Annotated in this window: 17 protein-coding genes; 9 read left to right on the top strand and 8 right to left on the bottom strand. The window is 63.6% G+C overall.

The genetic code is table 11. From position 1 onward, the window contains the following. Positions 1–15 precede the first annotated feature (15 nt). Positions 16–1398, bottom strand: a complete 1383-nt coding sequence (gene gad / locus KG104_RS10010; protein ID WP_104054156.1) for a glutamate decarboxylase — start codon at positions 1396–1398, stop codon at positions 16–18. Between the two features lie 298 nt (positions 1399–1696). Between gad and KG104_RS10005 the strand changes: the two genes are divergently transcribed. The 4 genes from KG104_RS10005 (at position 1697) to KG104_RS09990 (ending at position 5906) form a co-directional block, all read left to right on the top strand. After that, complete coding sequence (locus KG104_RS10005) at positions 1697–2107, top strand: Hsp20/alpha crystallin family protein (RefSeq protein WP_104054157.1); 411 nt, start codon at positions 1697–1699, stop codon at positions 2105–2107. 10 nt (positions 2108–2117) lie between these two features. Then, positions 2118–4145: an MFS transporter gene (locus KG104_RS10000; RefSeq protein ID WP_207346924.1), complete on the top strand. Its 2028-nt coding sequence runs from the start codon at positions 2118–2120 to the stop codon at positions 4143–4145. A gap of 277 nt (positions 4146–4422) precedes the next feature. After that, positions 4423–5667 (top strand): inorganic phosphate transporter, encoded by a 1245-nt coding sequence (locus KG104_RS09995; RefSeq protein WP_273545191.1) that lies wholly within the window; start codon positions 4423–4425, stop codon positions 5665–5667. Beyond that, positions 5664–5906: a hypothetical protein gene (locus KG104_RS09990; protein ID WP_181032289.1), complete on the top strand. Its 243-nt coding sequence runs from the start codon at positions 5664–5666 to the stop codon at positions 5904–5906. Before KG104_RS09995 ends, KG104_RS09990 begins: the two co-directional genes overlap by 4 nt. 126 nt (positions 5907–6032) lie before the next feature. Here the strand turns inward: KG104_RS09990 and KG104_RS09985 are convergent, their stop codons facing one another. Then, a complete protein-coding gene (locus KG104_RS09985; protein ID WP_207346923.1) occupies positions 6033–7112 on the bottom strand; it encodes an alkene reductase in 1080 nt (359 codons plus the stop codon). Positions 7113–7313: 201 nt separating this feature from the next. Between KG104_RS09985 and KG104_RS09980 the strand changes: the two genes are divergently transcribed. Together KG104_RS09980 and KG104_RS18095 are read left to right on the top strand one after the other, a co-directional pair. Beyond that, entirely contained in the window at positions 7314–7868 is a 555-nt protein-coding gene (locus KG104_RS09980; protein ID WP_207346922.1) for a dihydrofolate reductase family protein, read from the top strand. A 144-nt stretch (positions 7869–8012) separates the two neighbouring features. After that, complete coding sequence (locus KG104_RS18095; protein ID WP_237686881.1) at positions 8013–9371, top strand: HNH endonuclease; 1359 nt, start codon at positions 8013–8015, stop codon at positions 9369–9371. An 18-nt stretch (positions 9372–9389) separates the two neighbouring features. On the opposite strand, the gene KG104_RS09970 is transcribed toward KG104_RS18095, so the two are convergent. Next, positions 9390–9878 (bottom strand): hotdog fold thioesterase, encoded by a 489-nt coding sequence (locus KG104_RS09970; RefSeq protein WP_207346921.1) that lies wholly within the window; start codon positions 9876–9878, stop codon positions 9390–9392. Between the two features lie 19 nt (positions 9879–9897). On the opposite strand from KG104_RS09970, the gene polA reads away from it, so the two are divergent. The 3 genes from polA (at position 9898) to rpsA (ending at position 15774) form a co-directional block, all read left to right on the top strand. Next, positions 9898–12690 (top strand): DNA polymerase I, encoded by a 2793-nt coding sequence (polA, locus tag KG104_RS09965; protein WP_420481767.1) that lies wholly within the window; start codon positions 9898–9900, stop codon positions 12688–12690. Positions 12691–12753: 63 nt separating this feature from the next. Next, complete coding sequence (locus KG104_RS09960) at positions 12754–14082, top strand: GNAT family N-acetyltransferase (RefSeq protein ID WP_207346919.1); 1329 nt, start codon at positions 12754–12756, stop codon at positions 14080–14082. Positions 14083–14301: 219 nt separating this feature from the next. After that, positions 14302–15774: a 30S ribosomal protein S1 gene (gene rpsA, locus KG104_RS09955; protein ID WP_104054165.1), complete on the top strand. Its 1473-nt coding sequence runs from the start codon at positions 14302–14304 to the stop codon at positions 15772–15774. A gap of 85 nt (positions 15775–15859) precedes the next feature. Here the strand turns inward: rpsA and KG104_RS09950 are convergent, their stop codons facing one another. The 5 genes from KG104_RS09950 to KG104_RS09930 form a co-directional block, all read right to left on the bottom strand. Beyond that, the gene (locus KG104_RS09950; RefSeq protein ID WP_372434112.1) at positions 15860–16966 is read right to left on the bottom strand and encodes a Gfo/Idh/MocA family protein; all 1107 of its coding nucleotides are present in this window, start codon (positions 16964–16966) and stop codon (positions 15860–15862) included. An 11-nt stretch (positions 16967–16977) separates the two neighbouring features. Further along, a complete protein-coding gene (locus KG104_RS09945; RefSeq protein WP_104054813.1) occupies positions 16978–17952 on the bottom strand; it encodes a LacI family DNA-binding transcriptional regulator in 975 nt (324 codons plus the stop codon). A gap of 114 nt (positions 17953–18066) precedes the next feature. Continuing rightward, positions 18067–19515, bottom strand: a complete 1449-nt coding sequence (locus KG104_RS09940; protein WP_207346918.1) for a GH1 family beta-glucosidase — start codon at positions 19513–19515, stop codon at positions 18067–18069. Then, positions 19515–20423, bottom strand: coding sequence for a carbohydrate ABC transporter permease (locus KG104_RS09935; RefSeq protein ID WP_104054167.1), 909 nt, complete (start codon positions 20421–20423; stop codon positions 19515–19517). Before KG104_RS09935 ends, KG104_RS09940 begins: the two co-directional genes overlap by 1 nt. Further along, positions 20420–21427, bottom strand: a complete 1008-nt coding sequence (locus tag KG104_RS09930; RefSeq protein ID WP_207346917.1) for a carbohydrate ABC transporter permease — start codon at positions 21425–21427, stop codon at positions 20420–20422. Before KG104_RS09930 ends, KG104_RS09935 begins: the two co-directional genes overlap by 4 nt. Between the last annotated feature and the right edge of the window lie 23 nt (positions 21428–21450).

Genomic DNA, 21450 nt, shown 5'->3' with positions numbered 1-21450 from the left:
ACTCACCTCCCGAGGCTAGTGATGGAAGCCAGGCTGTGCTGACTCCTGCGGCATCGGCGATTCAAGCCGATCGAGGTACTCGGTTTCCTTCCGGATGTCTTCCAGGAGACTGTCCGCCAGATCCATGCTGAGGCCGTTGCGGACGACGATCCGCTCTACTGTCAGCTTCTCCAGGTTGCTGGGCATGGGATAAGCCGGCACCAGCCACCCTCTGGTTCGCAGCCGTTCGGCCAGGTCATACAGGGTCCACTTGTCCGTGTGGCCCTCTTTGAGCCGCCAGGCAAACACCGGGATGTCCGTGCCGTCGTTCCACAACTCAAACGGTCCCATTTCACTGATGCCGGAGGACAGATAGACCGCAACGTCCTGGCAGGCCTGCTGGATCTTGGCGTACCCCTCGCGCCCCAGCCGCAGGAACAAATAGAACTGCAGGACGACCTGGGCTCCGGGCCGCGAAAAGTTCAGGGCGAACGTGGGCATGTCTCCGCCCAGATAGCTCACATAGAAGATCAGGTCCTCGGGCAGCCACTGGCGTTCGCGCCACACCACCCAGCCGAGTCCCGGGTACACAAGCCCGTACTTATGGCCCGAGGTGCTGATGGAGTGGACCCGGTCGATCTTGAAGTCCCACTCAAGATCCTGCTGGATGAACGGGGCGATCATTCCGCCTGATGCTGCGTCCACATGAATGTTGATGTCCAGTCCCGTCGAGGCCTGGATATCGTCGAGCTTCGCGGCGATCTGCTTTACCGGTTCATACATGCCGGTGTAGGTGACGCCCATGATGGCAACCACACCAATGGTGTTTTCATCGACGTACTTTTCCAGTTCGAAGCCGTCCAGGCACTTGTGCTCTTCGCTGATGGGCACCAGCCGGGCCTCGACGTCGAAATAGTTGCAGAACTTCTCCCAGCAGACCTGGACTGCAGAACTCATGACCAGGTTGGGTTTGTCCGTTGGCTTCCCGTCCGCCCTGCGGGCGCTCTGCCACAGCCGCTTGAGCGCGAGTCCGCCCAGCATGCAGGCCTCCGAGGAACCCACAGTGGAGGTGCCGATGGTTCCTTCGGGGTCCGGCGAGTGCCACAGGTCGGCAAGAATCTTCCAGCAGTTCTGCTCAATCTGGGCGGTCTGCGGATACTCGTCCTTGTCAATCATGTTTTTGTCGTATGTCTCGGCGTACAGCCTGTTGGCGTGGTCGTCCATCCAGGTGCTTACGAACGTAGCCAGATTCAGCCGGGCGTTTCCGTCCAGCATGGTTTCGTCATGAACAATTTGATATGCCGTTTCCGGCATCATCTGTCCGTCGGCCAGCTTGGTTTTCAGTGCAATGGTGTCTTCACCCGGACGGGCGAAGAGCGGATTAACCGACAGGGTGTTTTTGTCCCGTTTTTGTGCCATGGGTTGTGACCTTTCATCGGCGATGCCGAGACCGGCACCGGGCCGCAGTGAACGGCAGCCAGGAATATCTCAAGGGGCGCGCATCAAAAACACTACGTGCGGCAAAATGGCCACACCAGCCCCCACGGGGTCCCCGCCGCCGGGACGGAGCAAACAGATGTTGTTCCGGTGCTTCAGACGCCCGGACGGCCTCGGATGGTTGAGCGGGCGAGCGTGCCGCGCGTAGCGTGTGAACCGCACAGCGTGTTCCACAGACCGAGCTTTATCTCGCATCATCAGAGCTGCAAGGAGATTTCCCATGGCTGGACTAGCGCGGCGTGACCGGTTTGAACTGCCCGAACCAGTGCGCAAATTCTTCGAGGGCGACTGGGAGGTGCCGGCGTTTCCCGTGGAGGAATACCGGGACGGTTCCAGCATGGTGGTGAAGGCCGAACTGCCCAACATCGACCCGGACAAGGACTTGGACGTTTCCGTCAGTGACGGTGTGCTGCACATCAAGGGCGAGCGCCGCGAAGAGTCCGAACACAAGGACAAGAACGGTTACCGCAGCGAATTCCGTTACGGCTCCTTCACGCGCGACATTCCCCTGCCCGCCGGATCCAGCCAGGACAACGTCACTGCGTCCTACAACGACGGCGTCCTGGAGGTTCGGGTGCCGGTGCCTGAGGTTGGGTCTTCATCCACCAAGGTGCCCATCTCCCGCGGCTAGCAGCACTCCGATGAGCAACGCGCCATCGGAGCGGACCGGCACCGGCAACGGGGGCAGCAGGCGGAAATTTCCGGACTGGGTGGTCATCGCCACCCTGGGATGCGGCGGAATCGCCGTGTCCCTGGAGAAGACGGCGGTGGTGCCGCTGCTTCCGGAGTACCCGCGAATCTTCGGTGTGACCAGCGACGACGTGTCCTGGCTCGTGACTGTCACCCTTCTCACGGCCGCAGTGGCGACACCCATCGTTTCGAAACTGGCCGACATGTTCGGCAAAAAAAGGATGCTGCTGATCGCCATGGCCATGATGGTCGTTGGCGCCTTCACCGCATCCGTCGGCGGAACATTTTTCTGGGCACTGGTGGGACGTGCTCTCCAGGGCTTTGCCGGAGCGGTGATCCCGGTGGGAATCAGCATCCTGCGCGACGCGCTGCCACAGCAAAAAATTGCCGGGGCCGTGTCCCTCATGAGTGCCAGTTTCGGCATCGGCAGCGCCCTGGGACTGCCCTTGTCAGGATTCATCTACGAAAACCTGGGCTGGCAGGCGACCTTTTGGGTCGTGGGCCTCATCGCGGTGGTCATCTTTGCCGCCGTCGTGGTTTTTGTACCGGAGTCCCGGGTCCGCACGCCCGGCCGCTTTGACTATGAGGGTGCACTGCTGCTCTCGGGCGCCATGACGGCGCTGCTGCTGGCGATCAGCAAGGGCGGTGTCTGGGGCTGGACCAGTGACGCAATCCTCGGATTGTTTGCTGCCGCCGCAGTGCTCCTGGCGTTCTGGTTTCCCCTGGAGCTGCGCAAGGGGCAGCCGCTGGTGGATTTGCGGACATCGGCGCGGCGTCCGGTGCTGCTGACGAACGCGGCGACCGTCCTGGTGGGATTCTCCATGTATGCCAACATGCTGGTCACAACCCAGCAGCTGCAGCTGTCCAAGGAGAGCGGATTCGGTTTCGGGCTGAGCGTGCTGGTGGCCGGGCTCACCATGATCCCCGCCGGCCTGGCCATGGTGGCGGCTGCGCCGCTGTCCGCCTTTGTCACCAATACCTTCGGTGCGAAATCCACCATGGTCCTGGGCTGTGCCGTCATGGCGGCGGGCTACATGTCACGGGTGGTACTTGTCCACACCGTCACGGGCATCATTATCGGCGCCGTGATCATTTCCGTCGGAACCGCCGTAGCCATGGCAGCCATGCCAACTCTCATCATGAGCAACGTTCCGCTCACTGACACCGCAGCAGCCAACGGCGTGAATACTCTGCTGAGGTCGGTGGGTACCTCAACCTGCAGTGCTGCCGTTGCCACCATTCTTGTTTCCATCACGATCAGAGTGGACGGCACCGTCTTTCCGGGGGTGGACGCTTTCCGGGCAATCTTCGCGATGGCCGGGTGTGCCGCGCTGCTGGCCACGGGCATCTCCTGCTTCATTCCCCGCTCCGTGCGCCGGGAGGCAACACACCCGGCGCTGCATGCGGAGCCCGGCCAGGTCCAGCCGCCCCCGGTGGACGCCAAGCAGGAGATTATGGTTACCGGAACTCTGTTGGCCGACGACGGCCGGACCCCGGTTCCCGGCGGCGTGGTCCTGGCCACGGACCGCCGGGGCCAGCAGGTGGACTGGGACCGGGCGGACGACCGCGGGCGCTACGCCGTCGTGCTCCCGGGAGACGGCCAGTACCTCCTCATCGCGACCCAGCACCAGTGGCGGCCCGTTTCAGAGACCCTCACCTTTCCCGGAGTTCCGCACAGCCATGACATCCGGTTCAAGGCACGGCTAACCCTTACCGGAAAGATCACCCACGACAACCGTCCGGTGGACGGGGCCCTGGTGGTCCTTGTACGGCCGTCGGAGGGAGAAACAGTTGCCGTGCACTCAGACAACGCCGGCAACTACGAGCTGCCGCTTCCCCGTCCCGGAACGTACATCCTGACCGTCGTGGAGCCGGACGGTGCCACCTCCCACACGCGCCGGGTCATCCTCCCGGCGCCCAACACCCTGATTGACGTGGAACTCGGCACAGCGCCGCCCACTACAGGGCTGCGGATCTAGGGGCGTGTCCAGGGGTGCCTGCCGGTCTGGGCACACCTGTTCGAGACCAAACACACACCCCGGCTTTTGTGTCCCTGGTTGGTTCAGAGCATAGGATCTATCTGGCATATTCTGGGTGCTGGTCCCCTCGGGGACAGTGCGCCCGCACATCAGGAGCGTTTCGGCGCACACCGGAGATATGCTGCCGCCGCGGTCTGCAGTATCGAAGGCCCCGGATGCGGCCGCGAATGTTTTGACGGACTTCTATTTCCTTCTTATTTTTCAGTTAGGGTACCTGGTGGACCTCACCCTCATGGTGGCGCTGGTGATTGCGCTCGCATTATTTTTCGACTTCACCAACGGCTTTCACGACACAGCCAACGCAATGGCAACCCCCATTGCCACCGGCGCAATCAAGCCAAAGACCGCCGTAGCCCTGGCGGCGGTGCTGAACCTCGTGGGGGCTTTCCTGTCTACAGAGGTAGCCAAGACCATTTCCGGCGGCATCATCCGCGAAGGCGACGGCGGCATCCAAATCACCCCGGTCATGATCTTCGCCGGTCTGCTTGGCGCTGTGATCTGGAACCTGATCACGTGGCTGCTGGGTCTTCCTTCCAGCTCCTCCCACGCTCTCTTCGGCGGTCTGATCGGCGCGGCGGTTGTGGGTGCGGGTTTTGGCGCCGTGGACTATTCCGTGCTGATGTCCAAGGTCATCCTGCCGGCGTTCATCGCACCGGCAATTGCGCTGTCCGTAGCGTATTTGGCCACCAAGCTGGCTTACTCCATCACGCGCCGGCATGATCCGGATTCCGGCGACAAGCTGCCCCGCAAGCGCGGCGGTTTCCGCTACGCACAGATCTTCTCCTCCTCTCTCGTGGCCCTGGCGCACGGCACCAACGATGCTCAGAAGACCATGGGCGTGATCACGCTGGTACTGATCTCCGGCGGTTTCCAGACCGTTGGAACCGGCCCGGTGCTGTGGGTGGTTGCAGCCTGTGCCTTCGCCATCGCCGCAGGCACCTATGCCGGCGGCTGGCGGATCATCCGCACCATGGGCACCGGCCTGACGGACGTCAAACCGGCTCAGGGATTTGCGGCCGAGACCAGCACGGCGGCAGCGATCCTGGCGTCGACTCATCTGGGCATGGCCCTGTCCACCACACAGGTCGCCTCGGGTTCGGTGATTGGATCCGGCCTTGGACGCAAGGGTGCCGAGGTCCGCTGGGGTACGGCGCGCAGGATTGCCGGCGGCTGGCTGCTCACCCTCCCGGCCGCTGCTGTCATGGGAGCTGGGGCTGCAGCGGTGGCCGGTACGGGAATGATCGGCGTAACCATTGACGGCATCCTGGGCCTGGCCATCATCCTGTTCATCTTCCTCTGGTCCCGCCGCAACCGGGTGGGCCATGACAATGCCGTGAGCAACATCGACAATGCCGGCGGTGCTGTGCGCATCAAGAAGGGCAAGTCCCGCTCCGGGAGCTCGGTTTCCCCCGGGGCACCGGAAGCATCCGCCCGACCCATGGATAAGGAACACTCCAAATGAGCATCGACTGGCTTGCCTACCTTGTGGTGGCCCTGGTCACCCTTGTGGCGACACTCCTCGTCGTCGGGCTGTATTCAACCGGCGTACGCCTTTATGCAATCTCATCCGATGCCCGGCCCAGCCCCGCAGCCCAGGGCAGGCTCGTGCTGGTCAAGGCCGGCGCGTACGCGTGCTTTGCACTGTGCGGGGCGGCTGTGCTGTTCGGCGTTTACCTGATTGTCCCGGCTCTGCACTTCTAGCGGGAGGGCTGCCGCCTAGCGCTAACCGGAAAACACTAAAGCCCGGCGACGGCGGCCACTGAGGTGGCCGTCGTCGCCGGGCTTTTCCGTGCTTGTTTCCGGTGCCCCTACAGCTGCCCCCGGACCTTAGACGGCGTCAGCGTAGGCGGGATAGTCCGTGTAGCCGGCAGCGCCGTCAGTGTAGAAGGTGCGCGGGTCAGGGGTGTTCAGAGGCAGGTCTTCCTGCCAGCGGCGCACCAGGTCCGGGTTCGCGATTGCGGGCCGGCCCACCACCACGCCGTCGCACAGGTCGTCCTCCATCATGCCAATGGCTTCTTCCCGGGTCGTGATGACGCCAAAGCCCGAGTTCAGGAGGACCGGGCCGCCGAAGCTGCGGCGCAGTGCCTGAACCATGATGTCCGAGGGGTCCTGGTGCAGGATGCTCAGGAACGCCGGTTTCAGGGGTGCAATGCCCTCCACCAGGGCGGTGTACGTTGCCAGGACCTCTGCCGGGTTGGTTTCCAGTGCACCCTGGACGTTGTGCTCCGGAGAAATCCGAATGCCGGTGCGGTCAGCGCCGATGGCTTCAGCCACCGCCCGATAGACCTCAATGACAAAGCGTGCGCGGTTCTCCGGAGTTCCGCCGTAGCTGTCGGTGCGCTGGTTGGACTCCGCAGACAGGAATTCATGGAGCAGGTAACCATTGGCGCCGTGCAGTTCGACGCCGTCGAACCCTGCCTTCATGGCCGCCGCCGAACCGGCAACGAATTCGTCGATGACACCCGGCAGTTCGGCCTCGGTAAGGGCATGGGGCACAGGGAAGGGCTGCTTGCCGTCGTAGGTGCGGGTGACGCCGTCAATCGCGATGGCGCTGGGAGCCACCACCTCGCGGCCGCCGTTGGTTCCCGGGTGGGTCACCCGGCCGGCATGCATGACCTGGGCAACAATGCGCCCTCCGGCAGCGTGGACGGCATCCGTAACGTTCTTCCAGCCGGCAATCTGCTCATCCGTCACCAGGCCGGGCTGACCCGTGAAGCCCTGTCCTGCGAACGAGGGATAGGTTCCCTCGCTGACGATCAGGCCCAGGGAAGCACGCTGGCTGTAGTGCTCGGCCATCAGGGCTGTGGGTACGCCGTCGCGGCCGCTGCGCGTCCGTGTCAGCGGCGCCATGATCAGGCGGTTGGGCAGTTCAATGCCGCCGAGGGTCAACGGTGAAAAAAGGTTCACAAAAAAGTCTTTCTGTAGATCGCGCCGCAGTTGCCCAGTGGCAGGTCCCGGCGCTGGTGGTTCGCGCTGCTCTCCAGTAGGTCCCAACCGGCGGGCAGGGTGAGGTATTCCTCAGCTCGATTCTGCGGGATTCAGCTGGGCCGAGGCGGAGGACCGCGCCGGGGCCTGTGCTTGCGGAGCCGCGCGGCTAGCATGGGCGGCATGGCCGGAACTATCTACTATGTTGCAGCGTCGCAGGATGGATTCATCGCGCAGGCGCCGGGCCCGGGGGAATGGCTCCGGACGTTTGCGGGTGCCCCGGAGCATGCGGGTGCCCCGGAGGCGGAGGCGCACGTCGCAGAATTCCTCGCCGCTGCCGGTGCGGTAGCGATGGGAGCTGAAACCTACCGCTCTTTCGTGGCGGATCCCGGGTCCTGGCCGTTCGGGAGCATTCCCGTGTGGGTCTTTACCCATCACGAGTTTCCGGGGATTTCCGGGGCGGATATTACTTTTGTGCGCGGCGATGTTGCTGAATTCCATCCGGACATCCTGCACGACGCCGGCCAGAGGGACGTGGTGTTGACCGGGGGTGGAAACCTGGCGGGGCAGTTTCTGGATTCCGGGCTGGTGGATGAACTGGTGGTCACCGTTTTGCCCATTTCCCCGGGCAGCGGCCGCGAGCTGGCGCACGTGGTGGAAGGTATTGATCCTGCCGGTGTGAAGGAGCGTTCCTTGGGGAGTGCAGTGCTGCAGCGGCGATATGATCTGCGCCGGTAGATGAGTCTTGGTGAGTCTGGTGAGGCGGCGTGGCTGCACTACGCGCGCAAGACCGGGGCTTTCCCTTAATTCGAGTAGATCACCAGTAACTCTGTAAGCGATTATCCCTGTTTATCGTCGTCGTGGACCAATAAAATAGTACGTATGTTCGATAAACCACGGGTTGTAGCTCAGGATGCGTCTATCCGTATCTGGATGGAAGAGCTGGCCAAAGTTGCAGCAGGGCCGGCAGAAGCGGACGGCCCGGCATGCCCTGCGGGGCCGGAGTTGATTGACCAGATCCGCGCGTTGGAAGAACTCAAAGCTGCAGCGTCGGCCGCCCAGGCGCGGGCCGCTGCCCTCGTCGACTCTGCGGTACGCCGCAGTCAAGCGGACGCCGGAGTTCAAAAGGAGCAGTTGGGTAAAGGCATCGGGGCTCAAATTGGCTTCGCCCGACGGGAATCACCGCACCGGGGAACCCAGCTGCTTGGTTTGGCCCGCATCCTGACCAAGGAAATGCCGAAAACCCTGCAGGCCCTGTCCGGGGGATTCATCAGCGAATGGCGGGCAACGATCCTTGCCAGGGAAACCGCATGTCTCACACTTGCGGACCGGCAACGGATCGATGACATGCTGGCGGGGAATCCGGCAGAACTCGAAGCGCTGGGGGACAGACAGCTGATCGCGCGGATTAAGGGCCTTGCCTACGGGATGGATCCGGCGTCAGTGGTGAACCGGGCTGCCAAGGCCGAGTCAGAGCGTTTTGTGTCCTGCCGTCCGGCTCCGGACACCATGACCTATCTGACCGGACTGCTGCCTGTCGCCCATGGGGTGGAGGTCTTCGCCACGCTTGCACGGGAGGCGGACCGGCTGCGGGCGGCGGGGGATTCGCGGGGCCGCGGCCAAATCATGGCTGACACGCTGGTGGAGCGCATCACCGGGCGGTCCAAGGCAGGTGATGTGCGCGTGGAGGTACAGCTGGTCATGACGGATCAGACGCTGCTGGCCGGTGTTGCCGAGCCTGCTGTCCTTCCCGGGTATGGGGTAATCCCGGCACAGTTTGCCCGTGATCTGGTCCGGGGGAAGCTCGAAGCATCGGTCAGCAACGACGGTTCCCGCAACTCCGGCAGTTCCGGCAACACGGCAACGGAGGTGTGGCTGCGGCGGCTGTTTACGGCTCCGTCCACCGGCCGGCTGGTCGACATGGATTCGAAGGCGCGGCTGGTTCCGGCAGGACTGGCGCGCTTCATAGCCGCACGGGACCAAAACTGCCGGATGCCGTGGTGCGGGGCGCCCATCCGGCACTTCGACCACATCAAACCCTGGCATGTTGGCGGCACAACCACCGCCAACAATGTGCAGGGATTGTGCGAGGCCTGCAATCACGCCAAAGAGGCGCCGGGTTGGGCCTGCTCGGTATCGAACGGTGAGCTCGGTGCCGCCCATACCGTTGAAACCGTCACGCCCACGGGTCACCGCTACAGATCAGCAGCGCCTGCTTCTCCCGGAGTTCGGGTGGCGTGACCGAGCGGCGGGGGCGTCTCAGCGGGCGTCGCGGATCATGTTCGTGATGCGCGCAGTGCTCAGGCGGCGGCCCTCTTCGTCGGTCATGACCACTTCATGCGTCACCAGGGTGCCACCCAGATGAATGGCGGTTGCCGTCCCCGTAACGGTGCCCGACGCGATGGCGCGGTGATGGGTGGCACCGATTTCGATACCGAGGGCCTGCCGCCCGGGGCCCGCGTGCAGCGCTGCACCGAAAGAACCCAGAGTCTCGGCCAGCACCAGATGGGCGCCGCCGTGCAGAATCCCGGCCACCTGCTCGTTGCCGGCCACGGGCATGGTGGCCACCAGCCGCTCAGCACTCATTTCCGAAAAACGGATACCCATCTTCACGACCAGGGGCCCGACTCCGTTGGCACTCAGCCAGCTGTGCATTTCAGGCGGGACTCCCGCCTCGTTCAACTGATCGGTGTACTCGTTGGCTGGCTCGGCCGGTGCGCCGGCGCCCGGCGTGAAAATGTCGCTCATGCCAACTAGGCTTACACCTGTGAGTGAATCTACCAAACTGGCCGATATCCAAGCCGAAACCCCTGCTGAAACCGTTCTTGAACAGACCCCCGCATCTAGTGACGCGGCCGTCCAGGAAACGCTCGGAACCGTTTCTGCCGGGGGACACAGCAGGCTGTTGGTGATCGACGGCCATTCGATGGCCTTCCGCGCCTTCTACGCCCTGCCGGCGGAAAACTTCTCCACTGACACCGGTCAGCACACCAACGCGGTGTACGGGTTCACCTCCATGCTCATCAACCTCATCAAGGAGGAGAAGCCCACCCACGTGGCGGTGGCCTTCGACCTCGACACCCCCACCTTCCGTTCCGAGGAGTACACGGAATACAAAGGTGGACGCAACAAGACTCCTGAGGAGTTCCACGGCCAGATAGACCTGATCATCAAGGTCATGGAAGCCATGCGCATCCCCACCCTTTCCATGGACGGCTACGAGGCAGACGACATCCTGGCCACGCTGGCGGAAAAGGCCTCGGCCCGGAACTGGGACGTCATGGTGGTGTCCGGAGACCGCGACGCCTTCCAGCTTGTGGATGACCGCGTCACCGTTTTCTATCCCAAGAAGGGTGTCTCCGACCTGCCGCGCATGGACGCTGCCGCAGTCGAGGCAAAGTACCTGGTCCCGCCGGATAAATATTCGGACCTCGCTGCCCTGGTGGGGGAATCCGCCGACAACCTTCCCGGCGTGCCCGGGGTGGGCCCCAAGACCGCTGCCAAGTGGATCAAGCAGTACGGCGGACTCGAGGGCATTCTCGAAAACCTGGACAGCATCAAGGGCAAAGTGGGGGACTCCCTCCGCGCCAACATTGAGGACGTCAAGCGCAACCGCCGCCTGAACCGCCTGCTGCGGGATCTGGACCTGCCGGTGGACCTGGACGCCATGGCGGCCCAGCGCCCCGACCGCGAAGCCATCGAAGACCTTTTTGATGCCCTGCAGTTCAATGCGCTCCGCAAGCGCCTCTTCGACGTTTACGGCGAGGAGGAAACCACCTCCGCCGGGAACGAACTGCTGCCTCCGGAGCATGTGGTGATCACGGATGCTCCCGCACTGAAGGCATGGATCGACTCCACCAACCAGGCCAAGACCGCCGTGCAGCTGGTCACCGAGGGTGCGGCGGCAGGGCGCGACGTCATCGGACTGGCTTTGGTTACCGCCAATGCGGCCGCTTATATCCCGCTAACGGAGATCGACGCCGACACTGAGCAGGTGCTTGCCGGCTGGCTGGCGGATCTGGATGCGCCCAAGGTGGTCCACGATTTCAAGGAGAGCTACAAGGCACTGGCCGCGCGCGGACTGCATCTGGCCGGAGAGGTGGACGACACCGCCATTTCCGGTTACCTGATCCAGCCGGACCGCCGCAGCTATGACCTGGCGGACCTGAGCCAGCACCACCTGCGGATGTCCCTGACTCCGTCCGCTCCCGGAACCAACCAGCTCCAGCTGCAGCTTGAGGAAGAAGACGTTGCGTCGCCGGCCGTTATGCAGGCCTTTGCGGCGCTGCAGCTGAGCGAGCACTTTGCGGGACAGCTGGTGGACCGCGGCGCCAACCAGCTCCTGGGCGGACTGGAACTGCCGCTGTCCGAGGTGCTGGCCGAAATGGAGCTGGCCGGCATCGCAGTGTCCACCGAAAAACTGGACCGGCTGCTGGACGATTTCAGCGCCACCATCGCGCAGGCCAGCAGCGAAGCGTTCAGCATCATCGGCAAGGAAATCAACCTCGGTTCGCCCAAGCAGCTGCAGATGGTGCTCTTCGATGAACTCGGACTGCCCAAGACCAAAAAGATCAAGACCGGCTATTCCACCGATGCTGATGCCCTCTCCGATCTGATCATCAAGACCGGCGGACATCCGTTCCTGGCCAACCTGATGGCCTACCGCGACGCCACTAAGCTGCGCCAGACCGTCGAGGGCCTGCGGAAGGCCGTGTCCGACGACGGACGCGTGCACACCACGTATGTCCAAACTGCGGCCGCCACCGGACGGCTGTCCTCCACCAACCCGAACCTGCAGAACATTCCCATCCGGTCCGAAGAAGGCCGCCGGATTCGGGAAGTCTTCACCGTGGGCGAAGGGTATGAAACCCTCCTCACTGCCGATTACTCCCAGGTGGAAATGCGCATCATGGCGCATCTGTCCGGTGACGAAGGGCTGATCGCAGCGTTCCAGGCGGGGGAGGACCTGCACCGTTTTGTCGGCTCGCACATCTTCGGGGTTCCGCCGGAGGAAGTCACCAGCGCCATGCGGTCCAAGGTCAAGGCCATGTCCTATGGCCTGGTCTACGGCCTGAGCTCCTTCGGCCTGTCCAAGCAGCTCGCCATTCCGGTGGATGAAGCCCGCACCCTGATGCGTGACTACTTCAGCCGGTTCGGGGCGGTGCGCGACTACCTGCGCGGCGTCGTCGAGCAGGCCCGCAAGGACGGCTTCACCTCCACCATTGAGGGCCGCCGCCGCTATCTGCCGGACCTCTCCAGTGACAACCGGCAGCTGCGCGAAATGGCGGAACGCGCCGCCCTGAACGCACCCATCCAGGGCTCTGCTGCGGACATCATCAAGAAAGCCATGCTCGGAGTCGACACGGAGCTGAAGGCCCAGGGCCTGAAGTCCCGCATGCTGCTGCAGGTCCATGATGAACTGGTGCTCGAAGTGGCCCCCGGGGAACGGGACGCCGTGGAGAAGCTGGTCCGGGAGCAGATGGGCTCGGCAGCGGATCTGTCCGTTCCGTTGGACGTCTCCGTGGGCGTCGGCGTCAGCTGGCACGAGGCGGGCCACTAAAGCGCACCAAGCGCGAACTCAACTGGCGAACTCAACTGGGGGAACATAATGCAGGATGCGGCAGTGGCCAGTGGGTTGAGCAGCGGGTTGCGGACAACTTCCTTTGCACCGGAGAACGACGACGCGCGAACCGCCAACTGGCTCGAGGCGGTCAACCTGGGGTTCCATGAACAACGGGGCGATCCCAAGCACCTCCCCGCAGAGGTGGACGCCTGTCAGCGGGACGGCCGCATCCTGACCGCCGTCTATGACGACACGGCCCCGGACTCCGCCTTGGACCCGGCCGTACCGGTGGCTACCTACGCCACCATGGTCAATTCCCTGAACGTGGGCGGCGGGCGGCTGCTGCCGGCGCATCTGGTCACGGCCGTGACGGTGCGGCCGACGCACCGCCGCCGCGGAATCCTCCGCAGCATGATCACCAGCGATCTGCAGCGGGCAAAGGAAGCGGGGCTGGCGCTGGCCGGGCTTACGGCCTCTGAGGCGACCATCTACGGCCGCTTCGGGTTCGGAGCTGCCACCTCCACGGCGGAGATCAGGCTGGATACCCGCGGCGGCCTGGGCTTCACCTCTGGCACCACGGGCAGCATTGCTGTGGCGGACAGTGCCAAGCTGCGGTTCCTGGCTCCGGACATCTACCGTGCCCACTTGGAACGGACGAACGGTGCCATGGGGCGCCAGCACCGCTACTGGATGCGTGCTTCCGCCGCCTGGAGCGAAGAAAGCTTCGAGCCGGACAAGGCTTTGCGCGGTGTTCTTCATTACAACGCCAACGGCGTCCCGGACGGCTACGCCGCCTACAAGTCCCTGGGCTGGCGGACCGAGCCGCACACAGTAAAGGTCACTGATCTGGTGGCGGCAAGCGACGACGCCTACCGTGAACTCTGGCGCTATCTTGGCTCCATGGACCTGGTGGACCGGCTGACCTTTGATGCGGCACCCGTCGCCGATCCGCTGCCCTGGATGCTGGCGGACCGTCGCCGGTACTCCGTCACCAGCGTGGATGACGTCCTGTGGCTGCGCATCCTGGACACCAGGGCAGCCCTTGAATCCCGGCACTACACAGGGGCGGGCTCCGTGGTCCTCACGGTCCGGGATCCGCTGGGGATGGCCGACGGCGTGTGGCAGCTGGACGTCGAGGGCGGCAGCGGGCGTGCCAGGCCGGTTGAAGCCGGCGCGATACAGGATGGAACCGTGCACGAGGGAACTATGCAGGAGGGAACCGTGGCTGCCGAGATTGACGTTGCAGCTCTGGGATCGCTGTATCTGGGCGGTGTCAGCGCCCCCACGCTGGCGGCAGCGGGCGGAATACGGGGCAGCCAAGCAGCGTTGGAAGTCCTTGATGCACTTTTCACCGCTGGTCCGGCACCCTACTGCAGCACCCATTTCTGACCCGGAATCCGACTACTTCCTTTAAAGTGGTCCCGGTGCTTTGACCTGAGTTGCAGGCTGCGGCTAGACTGATCTGGCGCGTAATTGCGCAGTAATTACCAATTCTGTCCATCTCCGGACAAACAAGCACTGTCTTGAGGCAGGCCTGAACGGCTGCTCTGAGTTCGGTGGGAGCGCATCCGGAATACAAAACAACTTCCACATCGGAGTCCCAACTACATGACCATCACCACCACCGAGAAGTCCGGTACCCCGCAGGTCGCCATCAACGACATCGGTACTGCCGAGGACTTCCTCGCCGCCATTGACGCAACGATCAAGTACTTCAACGACGGCGATCTCGTCGAAGGTACCGTCGTCAAGGTTGACCGCGACGAGGTCCTGCTCGACATCGGTTACAAGACCGAGGGTGTCATCCCTTCCCGTGAGCTCTCCATCAAGCACGACGTTGATCCCGGAGACGTTGTCTCTGTTGGCGATCAGGTCGAAGCTTTGGTTCTCACCAAGGAAGACAAAGAAGGCCGCCTGATTCTCTCCAAGAAGCGCGCACAGTACGAGCGCGCCTGGGGCGACATCGAGAAGGTCAAGGAAGAAGACGGCGTCGTTACCGGTACCGTCATCGAGGTTGTCAAGGGTGGCCTCATCCTGGACATCGGCCTGCGCGGCTTCCTGCCGGCCTCCCTCGTCGAGATGCGTCGTGTCCGCGACCTGGCTCCGTACATCGGCCAGCAGATCGAAGCCAAGATCATCGAACTGGACAAGAACCGCAACAACGTTGTTCTGTCCCGCCGTGCCTGGCTCGAGCAGACGCAGTCCGAGGTTCGCTCCACGTTCCTCAACAAGCTGGAAAAGGGCCAGGTTCGTCCGGGCGTTGTTTCCTCCATCGTCAACTTCGGTGCATTCGTGGACCTGGGCGGCGTAGACGGTCTCGTCCACGTTTCCGAGCTGTCCTGGAAGCACATCGACCACCCCTCCGAGGTCGTTGAAGTTGGCCAGGAAGTCACCGTTGAGGTTCTGGAAGTTGACCTCGACCGCGAGCGTGTCTCCCTGTCGCTGAAGGCTACGCAGGAAGATCCGTGGCAGACCTTCGCCCGCACCCACGCCCTGGGCCAGGTTGTGCCGGGTAAGGTCACCAAGCTGGTTCCGTTCGGTGCGTTCGTTCGCGTCGAAGACGGCATCGAAGGCCTGGTCCACATCTCCGAGCTGGCAGTCCGCCACGTAGAGCTGGCCGAGCAGGTTGTTTCCGTTGGAGACGAACTGTTCGTCAAGGTCATCGACATCGACCTCGAGCGTCGCCGCATCAGCCTGTCGCTGAAGCAGGCCAACGAGGGCGTAGACCCCGAAGGCACCGAGTTCGACCCGGCTCTGTACGGCATGGCCGCAGAGTACGACGAAGCCGGCAACTACAAGTACCCGGAGGGCTTCGACCCCGAGTCCAACGAATGGCTCGAAGGCTACGAGACCCAGCGTGCCGCTTGGGAGCAGCAGTACGCTGACGCCCAGGCTCGCTGGGAAGCCCACAAGAAGCAGGTTGCACAGCACGCTTCCGAGGACATCGCAGCTGCTTCGGAGACTTCCGAATCCGGCACCACGAGCTACTCCTCCGAGCCGGCTGTTGCTGAGACGGGCGCCGGCACGCTGGCTTCCGACGAAGCACTTGCCGCTCTGCGCGAGAAGCTCACGGGCAACTAATTTCCCTCGGTTGAACTAACCGGTTGAAATAGCTCAAAAAAAGCAGGCCCCCACTTCGGTGGGGGCCTGCTTTTGCGTTCAGGAACTACTGCCGTGCGTCGTTGGCGTAGCTCAGGCCCAGCTGGGCCCGCACGCCGTCGAGCAGTTCCATGGTCCGCAGGGTGTCCGCAAGGGGCATGGTGGGGCTCTCGGTCAGGCCCTGCTGGATGCAGCGGGTGACCTCACGCAGCTGATACGTATAGCCGGTGCCCACGCGTTCAAATGACTCCACCCGCACACCGGCGGGTCCGCTCACGTGCAGCTCGCTCGGGTTATAGAGGTCTCCGCCGCCCGTCCTCAGCCATCCGCCGCTGCAGGCGATGGTGGCACTGCCCGGGCCCGAGGCCGCCAGCGAGGACGTGAGCTGGGCGTGGCGGCCGTCGTCGTAACGCAGCGTCAGGGCGTTCTGGATGTCCACGCCGTGCTCGTTGAGGATCCCGGACGCCTCAACGCCATCAGGCCAGCCCAGCGCTCCCAGAGCCCAGGTGAGGGTGTAGACGGACAGATCCAGCAGTGCTCCGCCGCCGGCTGCGGGGTCCCATATCCTGGCGGCCGGATCCGCCGGCGCAGGGAAGCCCAGGTCGGCCTGCACCCAGGACGGCGCTCCGAGCTCGCCGGAGGCCAGGATGTCCCAGGCTCGGTTTGCACTGGGCAGGAACCGCGTCCAGAGTGCTTCCATGAGGAACAGATTCCGGTCCCGGGCGATCGTGATCAGCTCTGCTGCTTCAGCGGCGTTGACAGTGAGCGGCTTCTCGCACAGTACGTGCTTGCCGTGTTCGAGGGCGCTCCTGGCAACCTCATAATGCTGGGCGTGCGGAGTGGCAATGTAAACGACGTCGACCGCCGGGTCGGCGAACATCTGTTCAAAACCGGAGGGGCCGCCGTCGGCGTCGGAGTACGAGGTGTGAAAGCCGAACCGGTCCGCGAACTCGGCTGCGCGGTGCCCGCTGCGCGAACTCACCGCATACAGGACTGAATCCTCAAGCAGGGATAGGTCGGCGGTAACCTTACCGGCAATGCTGCCCGTGGCTACCACCGCCCATTTCAGCGGGGCGCCGGTGGAGGCCAGGGGAGAGGCAGCCCCCTCCTGCGCGCAGGGGGGACGGACAATGCGCCGGCCCGCAGTGACAGGAGTGGCGGTGGGAAAGGACAAAGGATCAGCTCCTACGCGGATTCTCGGACAACCAGGGACGTGGGCAGGCGGTGGATGCGTTCAGCAGCCCGACCTTCAATCAGTTCCACCAGGAGCTCGGCCATTTTCTCCCCGAGTGCCGCGATTGGATGATGGATGGTGGTCAGGGCCGGGCTGAGGCTCGTGGCGTAATAGTCGTCGTCGAAACCGACAACGGCGATGTCTTCCGGAATGCGGAGCCCGCGTTCCTTGATGACGGAGTATGCACCGGCTGCCATCTGGTCATTGGCTGCGAAGAGCGCGTCCAGCGGCTTTTCGCGGCCCAGCAGCCGCCGCATGGCGGCCGCCCCGGAAGTGACGGTGAAATCACCGGTCTCCACCAGCGCGTCATCCAGTCCTGCTTGTTGCACAGTGGTCCGCCATCCCGCCAGCCGGTCCACACCGGGAGGCATGTCCTGCGGCCCCGCGATGGTGGCAATGTGGCGCCGTCCGCTTTCCACCAGCCGTGCAGTGGCGGCAGCGGCCCCTTCCTCGTTGTCCACCTCCACGAAGTAGCTGTCCTTGGCGTTGATCAGCGGCCGCCCTGCAAACACCAGCGGCAGTGACCCGTTCAGGTGTGCCCAGGAATGGTCGCCGGTGTGGTGGGACACCACCAGGACGCCGTCCACGTTCCCGCCCATAAGATAGCGCCGGGTCTTTTCCGGGTTTGCTTCCGAGGACGTGACCATGTTGAGCATGTAGTCGGTGGTGTTCAGATACCGGGCCACACCCTCCACGACCGTTGCGAAGAACGGATCGGCGAAAACCTTGGACGTAGACTCCGGAACGAGCAGGGTCACCGTGTAGGTGCGGCGGCTGGCAAGGGTCCTTGCCGCACGGTTGGGCACGTAATTGAGCGTGCGCACTGCCTTTTCAACGGAACTGGCCAGTTGCGGGTCAACCGACGGGGCGCCGTTGACCACACGGGACACCGTGGCCCTGGAGACACCGGCCAGGGCCGCCACCATTTCCAGGGTGGGAGCAGGTGTGGCCTGGCCGGATTCAGCACTCAATGGTCTTCTCCAGATGTGTTCTCCCTCTGCAGGGGTTTGTCCGCGGCGGTTTGTCCATCTTAGGTCGGCTTAGACCACAGGCGCCACGGACCGCGTGGCGCGGGACCCGGAGCGCGCGGCTGCAATGTGCCGGCTGTAGGCGCGGCCGCTGTCCTTGACGGTGCGGGCCTGGGTGTCATAGTCCACCCGCACAATCCCAAAACGCTTGCTGTAGCCCCAGGACCATTCGAAGTTGTCCAGCAGGGACCAGACAAAGTAGCCCCGGACATCCGCCCCTGCCTCAACGGCCCGGCCGACGGCGGCAATGTGGTCCAGGATGTACTGCGTGCGTTCTTCATCGGGCACACTTCCGTCCGCAAGAACGGCGTCGTCGTAAGCCGCGCCGTTTTCGGTGACGTACAGCGGCGGCAGCGTTGGGTATTCCTTGCCCAGGCGGACCAGCAGCTTGCGGAGCCCGTCGGGGTTGACCTCCCAGTCCATCGCGGTGCGGGGCAGCCCGCGGCTCGGGAAGGTGATGTGTTCGGCACCGATCCACGGTGATGCCGGCTGGCGGCCGGAGCCGCCTGAATGGCCGTCGCCTCCCGTGGTGTCCGGATGGCCGCTGATCAGGTCATCGTGGTAGTGGTTGACGCCCAGGAAATCGATGGGAGCGCCGATGACCTCCATGTCACCCGGAAAAATCACGTCATGCAGCCCAAACGGTTCAAGGTCCCGCAGGGAGTCCTCCGGGTAGGCGCCGCGCAGGATCGGGTCCAGGAAAATGCGGTTTTGCAGGGAGTCGAAGAGCCGGGCGGCTTCGAGGTCCACGGGATCGGAGGCGTCCCTGGGGATGGCATTGCTCAGGTTGAGGGTGATGCCCAGCTGCTGCGCACCCCGGTCACGCAGATGCGTGACGGCGAGTCCGTGGGCAAGATGCTGGTGATGCACCGCAGCGACGGCTGCCCGGGGCTCCTGCCTCCCGGGTGCATGCACGCCGGAGCCGTAACCCAGCAGCGAAGAGCAGAACGGCTCATTGAAGGTGGTCCAGTGCTGCACCCGGTCGCCCAGGGCCGAATAGACATCATCCGCGTACTCCAGGAAGCGGTGGGCCGTGTCGCGGTTGGCCCAGCCGCCTGCCTCCTCCAGTTCCTGCGGCAGGTCCCAGTGGTAGAGGGTGAGCCAGGGGAGGATGCCGGCCTCCAGGAGCTCATCCACCAGGCGGGAATAGAAGTCCAGACCCCGGGCATTGGTGCTTCGGCCGCCGGGGCGTACCCGGGCCCAGCTGGTGGAGAACCGGTAGGAGTCCAGTCCAAGATCCTTCATCAGGGCAACGTCTGCTGGCATGCGGTGGTAGTGGTCAACGGCCGTCTCGGGGGTGTCTCCGTTCAAGGTGTTTCCCGGCGTGCGGGCAAAGGCGTCCCAAACTGAGTCTTCCTTGCCGTCCGTCCAGGCAGCGCCTTCAATCTGGGCTGCAGCTGTGGCTGATCCCCAGATGAAGCCGTCCGGCCAGTTGTTCCCCGAGGGTGTTGTGTTGGTCATTAGCCCTTCACTGCTCCTTGCATGATTCCGGAAATAAGTTGTTTGCCCGCGGCCACAAAAAGGACCAGCAGGGGTATGGTCGCCAGGACCGCGCCGGTCAGCACCACCGAGTAGTCCACGTAGCGGGCTGACGACAGCTGGCTTAGGGCGGTCTGGAGCGTCGGATTGCCGGCGTTGAGAACCAGCAGCGGCCAGAGGAAGTCGGTCCAGGCCATCATGAACGTGAACAGGCTCAGGATGGCCATGGCCGGCTTGGCTGCCGGCAGTGCGACATGCCAGAAGGTCCTGATCATGTTGGCGCCGTCCATGCGTGCCGATTCGATCAGTTCGTCAGGGATCACGTCCACCAGGTACTGGCGCATGAAGAACACGCCGAAGGCAGTGACGAGGCTGGGGATAATCACCGCACCGATTTCACCGGTCCAGCCGAGGGTGCGCATCACCATGAACAGCGGAATAATGCCCAACTGGGTGGGGATGGCCATGGTGGCCACCACCGCCACCATGAGGACGGTGTTTCCGCGGAACCGCAGCTTGGCGAAGGCATAGCCGGCCAGCGTGGAGAACGTCACCACCGAGACGGTGATGATCGTGGAGATCAGGATGCTGTTCCAGAGCGCCGTCCAAAACGGGATGGTGTCAAAGACCTCTGAGACGTTGTTCCAGAAGTTACCGCCCGGCAGCAGCGGGGGCCAGTCCAGTCCGAGGGCTTCATTGGTTCGGCTGCCGACGACGACAGACCACCACAGCGGATAGGCGGAACCCAGGAAGAACGCCAGAAGCAGTCCGTAGGTCAGATAGCCGGGCTTCAGTCCGTTGCCGAAAATGCGCTGGCGGAGCGGACGCCGGGCACGCCGGCTGGAAACCGGGGTGCCTGTCCGGGCGGTGCCCTTTTCGAGGAGGCTCATTTGCGTTTCCCTTCGGCGCGGCACTGGGCCCGGTTGCGGGGCTTCTTGGCATCAGCGGACGCAATCTTCTTTGAGATGGAAAAGTTGATGAGTCCGATGATCACGATGATCAGAAAGAGCAGCCAGGCAATCGCGGATGCTTTGCCGAAGTTGTTCCGCTGGAAGCCCATCTCCCAGAGGTAGAGCACGGTGGTTTGGAAGATGCGCTGCGGACCGCCCGGATCGGTCGGATCAAAGAGCCGCGGTTCCGCGAAGATCTGCAGGCCGCCAATGGTGGACGTAATGATGACAAAAATCATGGTGGGCCGGATGCTCGGCAGCGTAATGCTGAAGAAGCGCCTGAAGGCACCGGCTCCGTCAATCGCGGCCGACTCATAGATATCGCGGGGAACAGCCTGCATGGCTGCCAGGAGAATCAGCGCGTTGTAGCCGGTCCACCGCCAGTTGACCATGGTGGCGATCGCGATGTGGCTCGGGAGGGTATCGGTTCGCCACATAATCGGGTCAATGCCGAAGTTGCCCAGCAGATTGTTGATCAGGCCCGGGTCCTCGCCGAACATGTTGGTGAAAATCACCGCGACGGCCACGGGGGTAACAACGTAGGGGAGGAGGATGCTCATGCGCCAGAACGTCTTGGCCCGCAGGTTCTGGTCAAGCACCGCCGCAATGAACAGGGCACCGATGAGCTGCGGAATAGCGGAAAGCAGGAAGATGCTCATCGTGTTCCCCAGCGAATTCCAGAAGAACCTGTCCTGGAGGACGTTGGTGAAGTTTGCCAGCCCAACGAACTCGCCCTGGCCCTTGAGCAGGTGCCAGTCATGCAGCGACACCCAGAACGTGTAAACCAGCGGGAAGAGGCCCACCAGCGCAAAGAGCAGGAAGAAGGGTGAGATGTACAGGTAGGGGGAGAATTTCAGGTCCCAGGCGCTGAGGCGGTGCCTGAACGGGGACACGGCCCTGGTCGGCGGCGCCGCGGGCGCGGGGCGTTTGAGAGTTACGGTCATGACGATTCTCGCAGTCCGTCTGG

It is taken from the genome of Arthrobacter sunyaminii (genome assembly GCF_018866305.1).
GTDB lineage: Bacteria > Actinomycetota > Actinomycetes > Actinomycetales > Micrococcaceae > Arthrobacter_B > Arthrobacter_B sunyaminii.
The sequence above is the reverse complement of the archived record's forward strand: the minus strand, read 5'-3'. Positions and strand labels throughout refer to the sequence as shown.

Bases quoted from the DNA above. Each gene is read 5' to 3' on its own strand.
- KG104_RS09980 (WP_207346922.1), top strand. From the start codon at position 7,314: ATGGCCGGAACTATCTACTATGTTGCAGCGTCGCAGGATGGATTCATC.
- KG104_RS10000 (WP_207346924.1), top strand. From the start codon at position 2,118: ATGAGCAACGCGCCATCGGAGCGGACCGGCACCGGCAACGGGGGCAGC.
- KG104_RS09940 (WP_207346918.1), bottom strand. From the start codon at position 19,515: ATGACCAACACAACACCCTCGGGGAACAACTGGCCGGACGGCTTCATC.
- KG104_RS10005 (WP_104054157.1), top strand. From the start codon at position 1,697: ATGGCTGGACTAGCGCGGCGTGACCGGTTTGAACTGCCCGAACCAGTG.
- KG104_RS09945 (WP_104054813.1), bottom strand. From the start codon at position 17,952: ATGGTGGCGGCCCTGGCCGGTGTCTCCAGGGCCACGGTGTCCCGTGTG.
- KG104_RS09970 (WP_207346921.1), bottom strand. From the start codon at position 9,878: ATGAGCGACATTTTCACGCCGGGCGCCGGCGCACCGGCCGAGCCAGCC.
- gad (WP_104054156.1), bottom strand. From the start codon at position 1,398: ATGGCACAAAAACGGGACAAAAACACCCTGTCGGTTAATCCGCTCTTC.
- KG104_RS09930 (WP_207346917.1), bottom strand. From the start codon at position 21,427: ATGACCGTAACTCTCAAACGCCCCGCGCCCGCGGCGCCGCCGACCAGG.
- KG104_RS18095 (WP_237686881.1), top strand. From the start codon at position 8,013: ATGTTCGATAAACCACGGGTTGTAGCTCAGGATGCGTCTATCCGTATC.
- KG104_RS09935 (WP_104054167.1), bottom strand. From the start codon at position 20,423: ATGAGCCTCCTCGAAAAGGGCACCGCCCGGACAGGCACCCCGGTTTCC.
- rpsA (WP_104054165.1), top strand. From the start codon at position 14,302: ATGACCATCACCACCACCGAGAAGTCCGGTACCCCGCAGGTCGCCATC.
- KG104_RS09990 (WP_181032289.1), top strand. From the start codon at position 5,664: ATGAGCATCGACTGGCTTGCCTACCTTGTGGTGGCCCTGGTCACCCTT.